Annotated in this window: 11 protein-coding genes; 5 read left to right on the top strand and 6 right to left on the bottom strand. The window is 75.2% G+C overall.

The genetic code is table 11. From position 1 onward, the window contains the following. The first annotated feature begins 82 nt into the window (after nucleotides 1–82). The 3 genes from ACTMS9_RS22190 (at nucleotide 83) to ACTMS9_RS22180 (ending at nucleotide 1752) form a co-directional block, all read left to right on the top strand. On the top strand, nucleotides 83–799 hold the full coding sequence (locus ACTMS9_RS22190) for an alpha/beta hydrolase (RefSeq protein WP_441148451.1): 717 nt from the start codon (nucleotides 83–85) through the stop codon (nucleotides 797–799). A gap of 194 nt (nucleotides 800–993) precedes the next feature. Next, nucleotides 994–1326: an anti-sigma factor antagonist gene (locus ACTMS9_RS22185; RefSeq protein WP_441165894.1), complete on the top strand. Its 333-nt coding sequence runs from the start codon at nucleotides 994–996 to the stop codon at nucleotides 1324–1326. A 27-nt stretch (nucleotides 1327–1353) separates the two neighbouring features. Beyond that, entirely contained in the window at nucleotides 1354–1752 is a 399-nt protein-coding gene (locus tag ACTMS9_RS22180; RefSeq protein ID WP_441165893.1) for an ATP-binding protein, read from the top strand. A 7-nt stretch (nucleotides 1753–1759) separates the two neighbouring features. Here the strand turns inward: ACTMS9_RS22180 and ACTMS9_RS22175 are convergent, their stop codons facing one another. Next, nucleotides 1760–3316, bottom strand: coding sequence for a PP2C family protein-serine/threonine phosphatase (locus tag ACTMS9_RS22175; protein WP_441148454.1), 1557 nt, complete (start codon nucleotides 3314–3316; stop codon nucleotides 1760–1762). 216 nt (nucleotides 3317–3532) lie between these two features. Here ACTMS9_RS22175 and ACTMS9_RS22170 point away from each other — a divergent pair, with 216 nt between their 5' ends. Then, a complete protein-coding gene (locus ACTMS9_RS22170) occupies nucleotides 3533–4291 on the top strand; it encodes a methyltransferase domain-containing protein (RefSeq protein ID WP_441165892.1) in 759 nt (252 codons plus the stop codon). A 185-nt stretch (nucleotides 4292–4476) separates the two neighbouring features. Further along, nucleotides 4477–7134: a glycoside hydrolase family 3 N-terminal domain-containing protein gene (locus tag ACTMS9_RS22165; protein ID WP_441165891.1), complete on the top strand. Its 2658-nt coding sequence runs from the start codon at nucleotides 4477–4479 to the stop codon at nucleotides 7132–7134. A gap of 92 nt (nucleotides 7135–7226) precedes the next feature. Here ACTMS9_RS22165 and ACTMS9_RS22160 read toward each other — a convergent pair whose 3' ends face one another. The 5 genes from ACTMS9_RS22160 to iolC form a co-directional block, all read right to left on the bottom strand. Beyond that, nucleotides 7227–8516, bottom strand: a complete 1290-nt coding sequence (locus tag ACTMS9_RS22160) for an FUSC family protein (protein ID WP_441148457.1) — start codon at nucleotides 8514–8516, stop codon at nucleotides 7227–7229. A 155-nt stretch (nucleotides 8517–8671) separates the two neighbouring features. Continuing rightward, nucleotides 8672–10528 carry a 3D-(3,5/4)-trihydroxycyclohexane-1,2-dione acylhydrolase (decyclizing) gene (gene iolD / locus ACTMS9_RS22155; protein ID WP_441165890.1) on the bottom strand — a complete coding sequence of 619 codons (1857 nt, stop codon included), beginning with the start codon at nucleotides 10526–10528 and terminating at the stop codon, nucleotides 8672–8674. Then, nucleotides 10528–11430 carry a 5-deoxy-glucuronate isomerase gene (iolB, locus tag ACTMS9_RS22150; RefSeq protein ID WP_441148459.1) on the bottom strand — a complete coding sequence of 301 codons (903 nt, stop codon included), beginning with the start codon at nucleotides 11428–11430 and terminating at the stop codon, nucleotides 10528–10530. The genes iolD and iolB overlap by 1 nt, the downstream gene beginning before the upstream one ends. Next, a complete protein-coding gene (locus ACTMS9_RS22145; protein ID WP_088961981.1) occupies nucleotides 11427–12314 on the bottom strand; it encodes a Cgl0159 family (beta/alpha)8-fold protein in 888 nt (295 codons plus the stop codon). The genes iolB and ACTMS9_RS22145 overlap by 4 nt, the downstream gene beginning before the upstream one ends. Beyond that, nucleotides 12311–13294, bottom strand: coding sequence for a 5-dehydro-2-deoxygluconokinase (gene iolC, locus ACTMS9_RS22140; RefSeq protein WP_441165889.1), 984 nt, complete (start codon nucleotides 13292–13294; stop codon nucleotides 12311–12313). Before iolC ends, ACTMS9_RS22145 begins: the two co-directional genes overlap by 4 nt. Nucleotides 13295–13437 lie beyond the last annotated feature (143 nt).

The following is a 13437-nucleotide window of genomic DNA, read 5'->3' as shown; positions in this document are numbered from 1 at the left end:
GACCACTTCGCCCGCCGGGGCGGGATTGCTTCGCGCCGGACCGGGTAGCCCGCCGGACAGTCCCGCCGAAGCGGAGGCACCCATGCCGATCACCCCGGAGACCGCCCGACCGCACGAGCAGCCGGAGGAGAACTCCCGGCACGGCCGCCTGAGCGTACGACCGGGTCCACCGGTCGCCGCCTCGGGCCGCACCGGCCTGGTGTCGTTCGACGCACCGGACGGTGAGCTGGTCGCCCAGGCCTACGTGCCGGCGCCGGCGGACGGCGGCCCGTACCGGCTGGCCCTGCTGCTGCACGGCGCCGGCGGGTCACCCCGGCAGGCCCTGGAGCTGATGCTGCCGGTCGCCGACGACCAACGCCTGCTGCTCGTCGCACCGCAGTCCGCCGCGGCGACCTGGGACGTGATCGGGGTCGGTTTCGGCCCCGACGTACGGCGGATCGACCGGGTGCTCCAGGAGATCGTCACCGGCTACCCGATCGCCGGCATGCTGATCGGCGGGTTCTCCGACGGCGCCTCGTACGCGCTGTCGATCGGACTGATCAACGGCGACGTCTTCGACGCCGTCCTGGCCTTCTCTCCCGGCTTCGCCGCCCCGCTGCTCACCCACGGCACGCCGCGCGTCTACATCTCGCACGGCACCGCCGACCGGGTGCTGCCGATCGACCGGTGCAGCCGGACCCTCGTGCCGCGTTTGCAGACCCTCGGCTACGACGTCACCTACGACGAGTTCGACGGTGGGCACGACGTACCCGAGGCAACCGCGCGCCGGGCGGTGGCCTGGCTGGAGCCCGCCGCCTGACCCGCGGGAGCGTTCGCCACCCGCCCCCACCTGCGGCGGAGCCACGCCGGCGGCGGTCACCAGCGGCCAGGTCGCCACCCGGTGTCCCGTGGCGGAACATCGGGCTGCCGCGCCGGGCGCGACGTTCGCCGGGGAGGTGACATCATGTGCGCGAACCGGCCGACTGCTCCGCGCGGGGAAGGATGAGCTGCCCTATGGTGCACTTCGAGGCGAGGACGTCCACCGAACCCGGGCGGGCGGTGGTGCGGCTCGCCGGCGAGTGTGACCTCGCCGCCCGGGAGGAGCTCACGGCCGCGCTGCTGGCCGCGGTGGCCGGTGCCCCGGTCGTGCTGGTCGACGCGGGGGCGCTCGACTTCCTCGACTCCACCGGCATCCACGGCCTGGTCACCGCCCACCACGCGGCCCGCGCGGCCGGCGGCCGGCTGTACGTGGTCAACGCCCGCGGGCCCGTCGCGAACGTCCTGGCGATCACCGGCGTCGCCGACCTGCTGCGACCGCCCACCGACGACGGAGTGGACCCGCGGTGACGGCCCGCCGGCCGGTGGAGGACGACGATGTCTGACCGTTCCGCCGGCCCGTCCTCCGCCGTCGCCACGATGCCGTACGCGCACGCCGACGAGCTGGCGCACGTCCGCGCGTTCGTCTGTTCCCGGGCCCTGGCCCGGGGGTTGCCGGCGGCCCGGGTGGAGCTGCTCGCGCTGGCGGTGAGCGAACTGGCGACCAACACGTTGCAGCACACCCACGGGGGCGGCCTGGTGCGGGTGTGGGCCGAGGCGGGCCAGCTCGTCTGCGACGTCGTCGACCAGGGCGGACCGCGCACGGTGGCCCGCGAGATGCCCGCCGCCGAGGCGATCCGCGGTCGGGGGCTGGCGATCGTCGCCCGGATCTGCGACGAGGTCGCCGTCGAGCCCACCCCGGCCGGGACGGTGGTGCGGCTCCGGTTCCACCTCTGAGGACGGGTCAGCGCAGCACGCGCACGGCCAGGGTGCAGGTGTCGTCCTCCGGGCTGGGCTGGTGCAGCACGTCGCGCAGCCGCGGCAGGGTCTGCGCGTCGGGGTCACGGGAGATGTCGGACAGCGTCCGCATCACCGGGCCGAGCAGGTCGACCGGGTCGCCGACCCGACGTTCCACCAGCCCGTCGGTGTAGAAGAGCAGCAGGTCGTCCCCGCGCAGCCGTGGGGCGACGACCGGATAGGTCGAGTCGGCGTCGGCGCCCAGCAGCATGCCCGCGGGCCGGTCGAGTTCGGCGGTCGTCCCGCCGCGCGCCAGCAACGGGGCCAGGTGGCCCGCCTGCGCCCAGGACAGTGACCGGGTCGGCGGGTCGTAGACGGCGACCACCGCGGTCGCGGTGATCCTCAGCTGCCCGCAGAGCCGGTTCATGTGCCCGAGCAGCACTCCGGGGTCCCGGATGCCGATCGAGAGCCAGGCGACCAGCGCGAACCGCAGGTGCGCCATCCCGCTGGCCGCCTCCAGGCCGTGCCCGGCGACGTCGCCGACGGCGAGCGCGACCAGCCCGTCGGGCAACGTCTGCGCGTGGTACCAGTCCCCGCCGACCTGCACGGCGCTCTCCGCCGGCAGGTAGCCGACCAGCACCTCGAGGCCGGCCAACGGGACCGGCTCGTGGGGCACGGGCTGGATCAGGTTCTGCAACTGCCGGGCCAGGCGGTGCTCCGCCAGCGCCGTCAGCTCCCGGGTGTGCAGTTGGTCGCTGAGCCGCTCGATGGCGGTACGCGAGGCCACCCGGGCCGTCACGTCCTGCACCACGGCGTAGATCTTCACCGGAGCGCCGTCGGCGTCCCGGGCGACGTCGGAGAGGATGCGCAGGTACTTCACCGACGAGCCCGCCCGGAAGCGCACCGTGACGTCCGACGCCGCGCCGCTGTCCAACGTCTGCCAGGCGGCCTCCCGCAGCCCGTGGTCGTCGGGGACGATCGCCGCGGACTGCTCGGCCCGCGACAGCGGGCCCAGCGCCGGGTCACGCTCGAAGATCCGGTACATGCCGGGCGACCACTCGCTGAGGCCGGTGATCAGGTCGTACTCCGCCCAGCCGAGGCTGCCCAGCAGCTCGGTACGCTCCATCCGACGTTGGTGCTCGTCGAGCCGCTCCCACCACACCAGCAGGCCGCCCAGCACCCGCTGCACGCTGATGTCGAACACCGAGTCGGCGACCACGCCGGCCTGCTTGCCCTCGTACCGGAAGTCCGGCACCCGGGCCGGCACGCCGCTGGCCAGCACCCGGTGGTACGCCTGCCACAGCACGCCGCCGACCAGGCCGGGATAGAGGGCGCTGAGCAGCCCGCCCACCCGCCCGGCTCCCCGGCCGTAGACGTCGCGGCCCTGTTCGCTGGTGGCGGCCACGCGGAAGTCGACGACCTCACCGTCCTGAATCACCGGCAGCAGCCAGCTGCACCCGGACGGCATCGCCGCCAGCACCTGCCGCACCGCCGCCACGATCGGGTCGTCCACCGACCATGTCACCACCTCGGCATGCGTGGTCGACACGCCCTCGTCTGCCATGCGAGCAGCGTAGCGATCCCTCCCCGGACAGCGGTCCCGGCGACCCCGGCCGGCGTCCGGGTCGAGGGATCTCCGTCCCGGCCCACATCGATCCGCCCGCGCGGTGCGCACCGCCGGCGCATCCCGCTATCGGCAGCGTGCTGCAATTGCCAATCATTGGCAACAAGTTCGCGCCAGCTCTCGACAGCCCGCCTCCCGGTAACTAACGTCAGGGTCATGACTCCTTACCAATTTGACGCGCGGGCCTGGCAGGAAAGCTGGGACCGGCAGCAGGAGGCGTACCTGCCGGACCGGGAACACCGCTTCGCCGCGCTGCTCGACGCCGCCGACGCCGTCGCCGGCGACGGACCGCTGCGGCTGCTGGATCTCGCCGGCGGCACCGGCTCGATCAGCCTGCGCGCCCTCGCCCGTCACCCGGACGCGCAGGTCACCCTGGTCGACCTCGACCCGGTCCTGCTCACGATCGCCGAGGCCGCCCTGGCCGGCCGCGCCACCGTCGTCACCGCCGACCTCAACCGTCCCGACTGGACCGCCGCGCTCCCCCACCACGGGTACGACGCGGTGCTCACCGCCACCGCCCTGCACTGGCTCGACGGCCCCCGCCTGGCCACCCTGTACGGCGAGATCCGCGCCGCGTTGCGCCCCGGCGGCGTGTTCGTCAACGCCGACCACATGCCCGACGACGCCCTGCCCACGCTGACCGCCCGGCTGGCCGACCGCGCCCGGCAGCGCCGTACGGCCCGCCACGCCGCCGGGGCGGCCCAGTCGTGGAGCGGGTGGTGGGAGCAGGCCGCCGCGGACCGGGCCCTCGGGCCCCTGGTGGAGAAGCGGCGACAGATCTACCCGACCGGGCACAGTCCGGAGTGGAACCCGCCGGTGGACTGGCACCTGGCGGCCTTGCGCGCCGCCGGCTTCAGCGAGGTCGGCGTGCTCTGGCGCAACGGCGCGGACGCCGCCGTGGCCGCCCTGGCCTGACCGACGCCGGCGACAGCGCGCGCGGCCACGGCCACCCCGTCCGGTGCCGCCGCCCGCCTCCGCCCGACTTTTATTGCGCCGTAATATTGACGCGCCCTGATGGGATTGGGAAGGATTCCTTACCGGGACGAGGGCGATCCCCACCGAGAGGGTGCGGGCGGCCGACTCCCGTAGGGAGGCACCACATGAGTTCATGCTGGCGCAGCCGCGTCGCACTCGTCGGAACCGTCGTCCTGGCCGCATCGCTGCTGCCGGCGTCGGCCGCTTCGGCCGCGAGCACCCAGACCGTCACCGTCGCCGCGGACCGGTCGGTCCAGACCGTCAGCGAGGGTGGCCGGGCAGAGGTCACCGTCTCGGTGACCACGTCGGACGGACGCCCGTTGGCGGCCCCGACGACCGTCCGCTACACCACGGGCAGCGGCACCGCCACGGCCGGCGCCGACTACGCCCCCGCCGCCGGCGCACTGACCTTTCCGGCCGGCAGCCGGTCCGGCACCGCCCGGCCGATCACCGTCACCGTCCACGGCGACCGGACGGCCGAGACGGCCGAGAGCATCCCACTGACGCTCGCCACGGGCTCCACCGGCGCCACCGTCGACGGCCAGCCGGCCCTGGTGGTCAACGCGCACGGCCTGCCGTACCTCGACCGGAGGCTGCCGGTCGACCGGCGCGTCGCCGACCTGCTCGGCCGGATGACGGTCGAGGAGAAGATCGGCCAGATGACCCAGGCCGAGCGGGCTGCCGTGGCCGCCGATCCCACGCTGGTCGCGCAGTGGCGGCTCGGTTCCGTGCTGTCCGGCGGGGGCTCGACGCCCGCCACCAACACGCCGGCCGCCTGGGTCGACATGGTCAACGAGTTCCAGGCCCAGGCCCTGAGCACCCGACTGCAGATCCCGATGATCTACGGCATCGACGCCGTGCACGGGCACGGCAACGTGTACGGGGCCACCGTCTTCCCGCACAACGTCGGCCTCGGGGCCACCCGCGACCCCGCCCTGGTGGAGCGGGTCGGGCACGCCACCGCGACCGAGGTGCGCGCCACCGGCATCCCGTGGAACTTCGCTCCGTGCGTGTGCGTCTCCCGCGACGAGCGGTGGGGGCGCAGCTACGAGAGCTTCGGCGAGGACCCCGCGCTGGTCATTCCGATGGAGACCGTCATCGACGGCCTGCAGGGGCGCCGCGCCGGCCAGCTCGACGACGCCGACCGGGTGCTGGCCACCGCCAAGCACTACGCCGGCGACGGCGACACCGACTACGACGAGGCCATTGCTGCCGCCAACGAGGGCAAGCCGTGGTGGGAGCAGCGGTACCCCATCGACCAGGGCGTGACGGTGACCGACCGCGCCCACTTCGCCCGGACCGACCTCTCGCCCTACGGTCCCGCCCTGTGGCGACACCACGTCGGCAGCGTGATGCCCTCCTTCTCCAGCGTGGACTGGACCGAGGACGGGCTCGGCAACCCGACCAAGATGCACGCCAACCGGGAGCTGCTCACCGATGTCCTGAAGGGCCGGATGGGCTTCGACGGGTTCCTGATCTCCGACTGGGAGGGCATCCACCAGATTCCCGACCCGGCCGAGCCGACCAACACCGGCCTGACCGCGTACAAGGTCCGGGTCGGCGTGAACGCCGGCACCGACATGTTCATGGAACCGAACACCGCCCCGCAGTTCGAGGAGCTGCTCCTGGCCGAGGTGACCGCCGGCCGGGTCAGCCGGGCGCGCCTCGACGACGCCGTGCGGCGCATCCTGCGCAAGAAGTTCGAGCTCGGGCTCTTCGAGCAGCCGTACGCCTCGGCGGCGAACGTCGACCAGGTCGGCAGCGCGAAGCACCGGGCGATCGGCCGGGACGCGGTGGCGAAGTCGCAGGTGCTGCTGAAGAACGCCGGGCGGGCGCTACCGCTGCGCCGCGACGCCAACCTGTACGTCGCCGGCCGCAACGCCGACGACATCGGCAACCAGGCCGGCGGCTGGACGATCACCTGGCAGGGCCAGTCGGGCGACCTCATCCCCGGCACCACGATCCTGGAGGGCATCCGGCAGGTGGCACCGCAGGCCCGGGTCACCTACAGCGCGGACGCCTCGGCGTCCACTGCCGGCGCCGACGTCGGCGTGGTGGTGGTCGGCGAGACGCCGTACGCCGAGGGGTACGGCGACGTCGGCGGCCCGGAGTGCGGCTGGTGCTCGACGCCCCAGCAGGAGGAGAAGTCGCTGCGCCTCCAGCCCGCCGACCAGGCCGTGATCGACAAGGTCTGCGCCGAGATCGAGACGTGCGTCGTCCTCATGGTCTCCGGACGGCCGCAGATCGTGACGGACCAGCTCGGCAAGATCGACGCCCTGGTGGCGTCATGGCTGCCCGGCAGCGAGGGCGCCGGGGTCGCCGACGTCCTCTTCGGCCGGCGGCCCTTCACCGGCCGCCTCCCGGTGACCTGGCCGCGCAGCGAGGCCCAGGTGCCGATCAACGTCGGCGACCGGGACTACCAACCGCTGTACCCGTTCGGCTGGGGACTGCGCACCGACCACGGCCGGTCCGGGCTGGCGGCCGTGGCCGACCAGCGGCCGGAGCTGCGCGCGGCGCTGGCGCCGGGCAACTGGAACACCGACGGCTCACTCCGCAACGCGCCGGAGGTGCTGCGGCCGCTCGGCCGGCAGCTCGGCACGGGTCAGGGCTCTGCCGCGCGGAACGACGCGATCCTCGCGGTGGCCCGCGAGGCCGCCCAGGCGGCGGTCGTCCGGGGAAGCGCGCCGGCGGACTGGGCGACGCTGATCGCCGAGGCCGACCGCGCCCAGCTCGCCGACGATCCGGTCCGGGCGTTCACGCTGTTGGCCCGCGTCGCCACCTGACCGGGCCGACCGCGCCGACCACCGGCGCGACCCCGGGTGCCGCCCACGCGGCACCCGGGGTCCGCCAGCCGGCCCGGGTGCCGGGCAGCGCTTCAGCGCGCGGGCGGGTACGACGCGGCTGCCCGCCCCTCGGGGCGGGCCCGCCTGGCGAGCCGCGCCCGCCGCCGGGTGCCGGTGATCCTGGTACGCCGCGGCCGGCGCAGCTCCCGGCGCAGCGGCGGACGGACCTCGGCCACCCCGGCCAGCGCGGCCTGGCGCACCATCCGGTTGGCGTCCTCCGGATCGCACCCCGTTCCCCGCAGCAGGTCGCTGGCGGCGGTACGAAGATCGGTGACGAGGGCGTCCCCGTACGACCGCACCCCCTCCGCCCAGGCCCGGCCGGCGAGGTGGGCGCATTCCCGGACCAGCTGCCGGGTCCGCTCGGGCTCCTCATCCGCCCGGCTCTCCCGGCGCAGCTCCGCCACGCCGTCACCCAACCGACGAACCGCCCGGGGCAGGCACACCGGGACGGGTTCGCCGTACTGGAGGGCGGTCGCGCTCCAGCGGGCCAGGGCCCGGCTGGTGAGGATCAGGCGCTCCAGGTGTTCGGTGCTGCGGGCGTAGCGGTGGAACCGCGCCCGGCGGTGCCAGCGGGCCGGTGCCAGCGTCACCACCTCGTCCGCCCCGCTGAGCGACTCGTTCAGCCGCCCGAGGTCCGCGTCCAGCCCCCGCAGCCGGTCCAGCGCCCGGATCGCGGCGTCGGCGTCCCGGCGGGACAGGGCGTCCGCCACCGCGTACAGCTGCTCGGTGACGGCGGCGAAGAGCGGCGCGGCCGCCCGGTCCACCACCCGCAGCGGATTGATCGGCAGCAGCAGCGCCACCACCAGCAGGCCGACCGCGCCGCCGACCAGCGCGTCGAAGACGCGGGGCAGCTCGAGGCCCCGTTCCATCGGGGCGAGCGTCGCGATCAGGACCGCGGTACCGCCGGCCTGCCCGACCAGGGCCCCGCCCCGACCGGCCACCAGCAGCGCGCTGGCGATCGCCAACGCGACCACCGCCCCGGTCTGCCAGGGGCCGGAGCCGAGCAGGAACCGCAGCCCGTCACCGATCATGATGCCGATCCCGACCCCGGCCAGCAGTTCGAAGGTACGGCGGGCCCGCTGCCCGATGGCGGTGGCGATGGTGCCGACCGCCGCGGCCGGGGCGAAGACGTGCGCCCCGGGGCCGAGCAGGTGCTGGGCGATCAGGGCCGCCAGCGCCGCGGCCAGTCCGGCCTGCACCGCGATCACGACGGTCACCTCGAGCTGGCGTAGCCGTACCCGGCCGCCCGCGCCGCCGCGCCGACGGGCCTCGGCCACCGACCGGACGGTCCGCTCGGCGACCGCGTCGAGCGCTGAGCGCACGGGACCGTCGCCCGGACGACGATGGGCCATGGCGGCGTTTACCCGGCAGGCTCGCGTCCAACCTCCCACCACCGCAGGCGCCCGTGACGGACGCGGCGTCCCGATCGGGCCGGTGTGGGCGGTGTCGCCGCTCGGAGCGGGCGGGCCGGACCGGTTCAGGCCGTGGCATCACCGCTCAGGCGGGTACGGCGGGCCTTGGACCCGGCCTCGTACGCGGCCCGGGCGGCCCGCGTCCGCGCGGTGGTCGAGACGGCGGCGACCGGCACGTCCCACCAGGCGCCGCCGTCCGGGCCGGCCTCGAACGGGTCGGTCTCGACGTGGACGACCGTGGTGCGCTCCGCCGCCCGGGCGGTGGCCAGCGCGGCCCGCAGCTGCGCCGTGGTGGTCACCCGGATCAGGTCCGCGCCGAGGCTCGCCGCGTTCGCGCCCAGATCGACCGGGAGCCGGCCGCCGGTCCGGTCGCGGTAGGCGGTGCCGAGCCGCTGCGCGCCGACGCTCTCCGAGAGCCGGCCGATCGAGGCGAACCCCTGGTTGTCCACCAGCACAACGACCAGCTTCACCCCTTCCGCCACCGCGGTGGCGAGCTCGCTGGGCAGCATGAGATAGGAGCCGTCACCGACCAACACGAAGACCTCGCGGTCCGGCGCGGCCAGCCGGACCCCGATCCCGCCGGGGATCTCGTAGCCCATGCAGGAGTAGCCGTACTCGACGTGGTAGCTCTTCGGGTCGGCGCTGCGCCACAGCCGGTGCAGGTCGCCGGGCATGGACCCGGCCGCGCAGACCACCACGTCGCGCGGCCCGGCGGCGTCGTTGACCGCGCCGATCACGGCGGTCTGGGTGGGCCGTGCCTCGGGGTCGGCGTGCCGGGCCCGGTCCGCCACGGCCGCCCACCGCTCGGTCAGCTCCGCCACGGACGCCCGGTACGCCGGCGCGGTGCCCCAGCCCGCGCACGCGGCGTCCAGCGCCGCCAGGCTCTCCCGGGCGTCCCCGACGACCTGCACGCCGGAGAGCTTCGCGGCGTCGAAGCCGGTGATGTTGACGTTGACGAACCGGGCGTCGTCGCCGAAGAGGGTGCCGGAGGCGGTGGTGAAGTCGCTGTAGCGGGTGCCCACCCCGATCACGAGGTCCGCGGTCGCCGCGATCTCGTTGGCGGCGGTGGTGCCGGTGACGCCGACGGCGCCGAGCGCGAGCGGGTGACCGTGCGGCAGGGCGCCGGTGCCGGCCTGCGTCTCGGCGACCGGCACCCCGTGCTCCTCGGCGAAGCGGCGCAGCGCCGCGCACGCCCCGCTGTAGATCACCCCGCCGCCGGCCACCACCAGCGGCCGCCGGGCGGCGGTGACGGCCCGGGCGGCCCGGGCGACCGCGGCGGAGTCCGGGCGGGGACGCGGCACGTGCCAGACCCGTTCGGCGAACAGCTCCGCCGGCCAGTCGTACGCCTCCGCCTGCACGTCCTGCGGCAGCGCGAGGGTGACCGCGCCGGTCTCCACCGGATCGGTCAACACCCGCATCGCGGCCAGCAGCGCCGCCGGCAACTGTTCCGGCCGGTTGATCCGGTCCCAGTAGCGGGAGACCGGCCGCAGCGCGTCGGTGACGCTGACCTCGTGGGACCGTGGGTCCTCCAGCTCCTGCAGCACCGGGTTGGCCACCCGGGTGGCGAAGATGTCGCCGGGCAGCAGCAGCACCGGCAGCCGGTTGACGGTGGCCCCGGCGGCGCCGGTGACCAGGTTCGTCGCGCCCGGACCGATCGAGGTGGTGCAGGCCAGGGTGCTGAGCCGGTCGGTCATCCGGGCGTACGCGGCGGCGGTGTGCACCATGCCCTGCTCGGTGCGGCACAGGTGGTACGGCAGCTCCGCGCCCGCCGGCCCGGCCAGCGCCTCCCCGATCCCGGCGACGTTGCCGTGGCCGAAGATGCCGAAGCAGGCCGGGATCAGCCGCTGCCGCGCCCCGTCGCGTTCGGACCACTGCCGGGCCAGGAACGTCACCAGCGCCTGCGCCACCGTCAGTCTGGGCATCACGCCTCCCGCGTCGTCGGGCCGGTCAGCGGCAGCCGCGGGTCGACCGGCTGGTCCGCCCAGCTGCCCCGGACCCAGTGGTGCCGGGGGTCGTCCACACAGGCCATGCTCCGCGCCGGACCGGGCCCGGCCAGCACGTTGAGGTAGTAGAGGTGGTAGCCGGGCGCGGCCATCGACGGCCCGTGGTAGCCGTACGGGACGAGCACCACGTCCCCGCCACGCACCTCGGCCAGCACCTCGATCGGCCGGCGGGCGGTGCCGTAGACGCGCTGGTAGCCGACCGGGCCCCCGGGGTCGCCGGGCACGCCGCCGGCCACCTCGAAGTAGTAGATCTCCTCCAGCTCCGCCTCGACCCGGCCGTCGTCGTGGGTGCGGTCCTCCTCGTGCTTGTGCGGCGGGTAGGACGACCAGTTGCCGCCCGGGGTGAGCACCTCCACGGCCACCAGCCGGTCGCAGTCGAACGCCTCCGGAGAGCAGAAGTTGTTGACCTGGCGGCTGGCCGGTCCCGCGCCGCGCAGCTCGACCGGCACGTCCCGGGCCGCGCCGTAGCGGGGCGACAGCCGGCGGGTGGCGCGCGCCGACGGCAGGGCGAACCGGCCCTCGCCCCGCACCGTCACCGTGGCGTCGCGCGGCAGGTACGCGAAGTCGGTGACGGCGGCGAAGGCCGAGGCGCGGCCGGCCAGGGTGAGGCTCAGCCCGTCGCAGTGCACCGTCGCGGCGCCGGCCAGCGGCAGGACCAGCATCTCCTCGTCGCCGGTGGCGAAGGTGACCGTGCCACCGGGGGGCAGGGTGAGCACCCGCAGGCCGGCGTAGCGCCAGCCGGCCCGCTCGGGGGTGACCTCCAGCGCCCACGGCGCCCGGGTGGTGGCGCCCCAGGGCAGGTGCGCCTCGACGGCGCTCACGCCTGCTGTCCGGTGGGGAGCAGCGATCCGGCCAGGTCCACGGCGGCGGCCACGTCGTCGTCCGGCGGGTAGAGCAGCGCCCGGCCGACCACCAGGCCGCGCACACCGGGCAGCCGCAACGCCCGCGCCCAGCGCGCGTACACGACGTCCGGCGCCTCCACCGGGTCGCCGCCGAGCAGCAGGACCGGCAGGGTGGTCGCGGCGATCACCCGTTCCATCTCGTCGATCGCCGGCAGTTTCAACCAGGTGTACGCGGAGGTGGCGCCGAGGGCCTGGCCGACGCTGACGCCCTTGATGACCGCCTCGGGGCGCAGGTCGGCGTGCACCCGGCCGTCGGTGCGCGCCACCCAGAGCGGCTCGACGAGGGCCACCGTCCGGTGGGCCGCGAGGGCGGTGACCGCCCGGGCGCAGGCCTGCAGGGTCGGGGCGGTGCCCGGGTCGTCCGGGTCGATGCGGCAGAGCATCTTGCCGCCGTCGTAGCGCATCGCGGCGATGCTGTCGGCGTCGTACGCGGTGAACCGGTCGTCGAGCTCGAAGGTGGCGCCGGAGAGGCCGCCGCGGTTCATCGAGCCGATGGCCAGGCGGTCCTCCAGCGCGCCGAGCAGCAGCAGGTCCTCCAGGACGTCCGGGGTGCCGAGCACGCCGTCGACGCCCGGCCGGGACAGCGCCAGGCGCAGCCGGTCGAGCAGGTCGGCGCGCCCGGCCATCGCCATCGGCCGGTCCCGCACGCCGAGGGCGCCGCGGGCGGGGTGGTCGGCGGCGATGATGAACAGCGGCCGGCCGTGGTCCGGCCACGGTCGGCGGGTCCGGCGGGCGGCGGCCTCGGCGATCGCCTGTGGCCGGTGGGCGCGGGTGAGGGTCAGCGCGTCGTACTCGGTGCTCACCGGTCTTCTCCTCCCCCGGCGGCGGTCGACGACGCCGGATCCGACTGGACGGCACGGGCCAGCGCCGCGGTCTCGGCGTGATCGGGCATGGCGGCGGAGCAGGCCAGGCGGGAGGCGACGATGGCGCCGGCGGCGTTGGCGAAGCGCAGCGTCCGCTCCAGCGGCCAGTCGCGCAGCAGGCCCAGACAGAGCGCGCCGCCGAACGCGTCGCCGGCGCCGAGCCCGTTGACCACCGTCACCGGCACCGGCGGTACCCGGACGGTCTCGGTGCGGGTGCGGGCCAGCACCCCGGCCGGCCCGAGCTTCACCACCGCCAGCCGGGGCCCACGGTCGAGCAGCAGCCCGGCGGCCCGCTCGGGGTCGCGGGTGCCGACGGCGATCTCCACCTCGTCGAGGTTGCCGACGGCCACGGTGACCCGCGGCAGCACCTCGGCGACCGCGGCGGTGGCCGCCGCCGGGTCGGACCAGAACATCGGCCGGTAGTCCAGGTCGAGCACGGTGTGCGGGCGCCCGTCGCGGGCGACCAGCGCGGCCGCGTGCGCGTCCCGGCTCGGCTGCTGGCACAGGCCGGTGCCGGTGAGCCAGAAGACCCGGGCCGCGGCGATCGCGTCCAGGTCGAGTTCCTCGGAGCGGATCTGCAGGTCGGGGGCGGTCGGGGTGCGGTAGAACCAGAGCGGGAAGTCGTCCGGCGGGAAGATCTCGCAGAAGGTCACCGGGGTGGGCAGCCCGTCGACCGGGTGGACCTGACTGTCGTCGACGCCGAAGTCGCGCAGCGCCCGGTGCACGTAGTCGCCGAACGCGTCGGCGCCGGTGCGGGTGATCACGCCGGCGCGCAGCCCCTGCCGGCTCGCCCCGACGGCCACATTGGTGGGACTGCCGCCGAGGAACTTGCCGAACGTCTCGACCTCGGCCAGCGGCGTGCCGATCTGCAACGGATAGATGTCCACCCCGACCCGGCCGATGGTGAGCACATCGAGCATGCGGCGTCCTTCCCCGGCCGGCGATGCCGTGCCCGCCGGCCCTGCCCCTGATTGGTAACAGCGCTCTACGAGTTCTGTCAATGTGTTGTCATGACATCCGCCCTCTGCGTTCGGTGATCGCTTCGGTACAGTGGCGCCCATCA

Origin of the sequence: Micromonospora sp. L31 (assembly GCF_052068075.1) — a bacterium.
Taxonomy (GTDB): Bacteria; Actinomycetota; Actinomycetes; order Mycobacteriales; family Micromonosporaceae; genus Micromonospora; species Micromonospora purpureochromogenes.
The sequence above is the reverse complement of the archived record's forward strand: the minus strand, read 5'-3'. Positions and strand labels throughout refer to the sequence as shown.

Coding starts and splice junctions, on each gene's coding strand:
- ACTMS9_RS22185 (WP_441165894.1), top strand. CDS start 994: ATGGTGCACTTCGAGGCGAGGACGTCCACCGAACCCGGGCGGGCGGTG.
- ACTMS9_RS22190 (WP_441148451.1), top strand. CDS start 83: ATGCCGATCACCCCGGAGACCGCCCGACCGCACGAGCAGCCGGAGGAG.
- iolC (WP_441165889.1), bottom strand. CDS start 13,294: ATGCTCGATGTGCTCACCATCGGCCGGGTCGGGGTGGACATCTATCCG.
- ACTMS9_RS22165 (WP_441165891.1), top strand. CDS start 4,477: ATGAGTTCATGCTGGCGCAGCCGCGTCGCACTCGTCGGAACCGTCGTC.
- ACTMS9_RS22175 (WP_441148454.1), bottom strand. CDS start 3,316: ATGGCAGACGAGGGCGTGTCGACCACGCATGCCGAGGTGGTGACATGG.
- ACTMS9_RS22170 (WP_441165892.1), top strand. CDS start 3,533: ATGACTCCTTACCAATTTGACGCGCGGGCCTGGCAGGAAAGCTGGGAC.
- iolD (WP_441165890.1), bottom strand. CDS start 10,528: ATGCCCAGACTGACGGTGGCGCAGGCGCTGGTGACGTTCCTGGCCCGG.
- ACTMS9_RS22180 (WP_441165893.1), top strand. CDS start 1,354: ATGTCTGACCGTTCCGCCGGCCCGTCCTCCGCCGTCGCCACGATGCCG.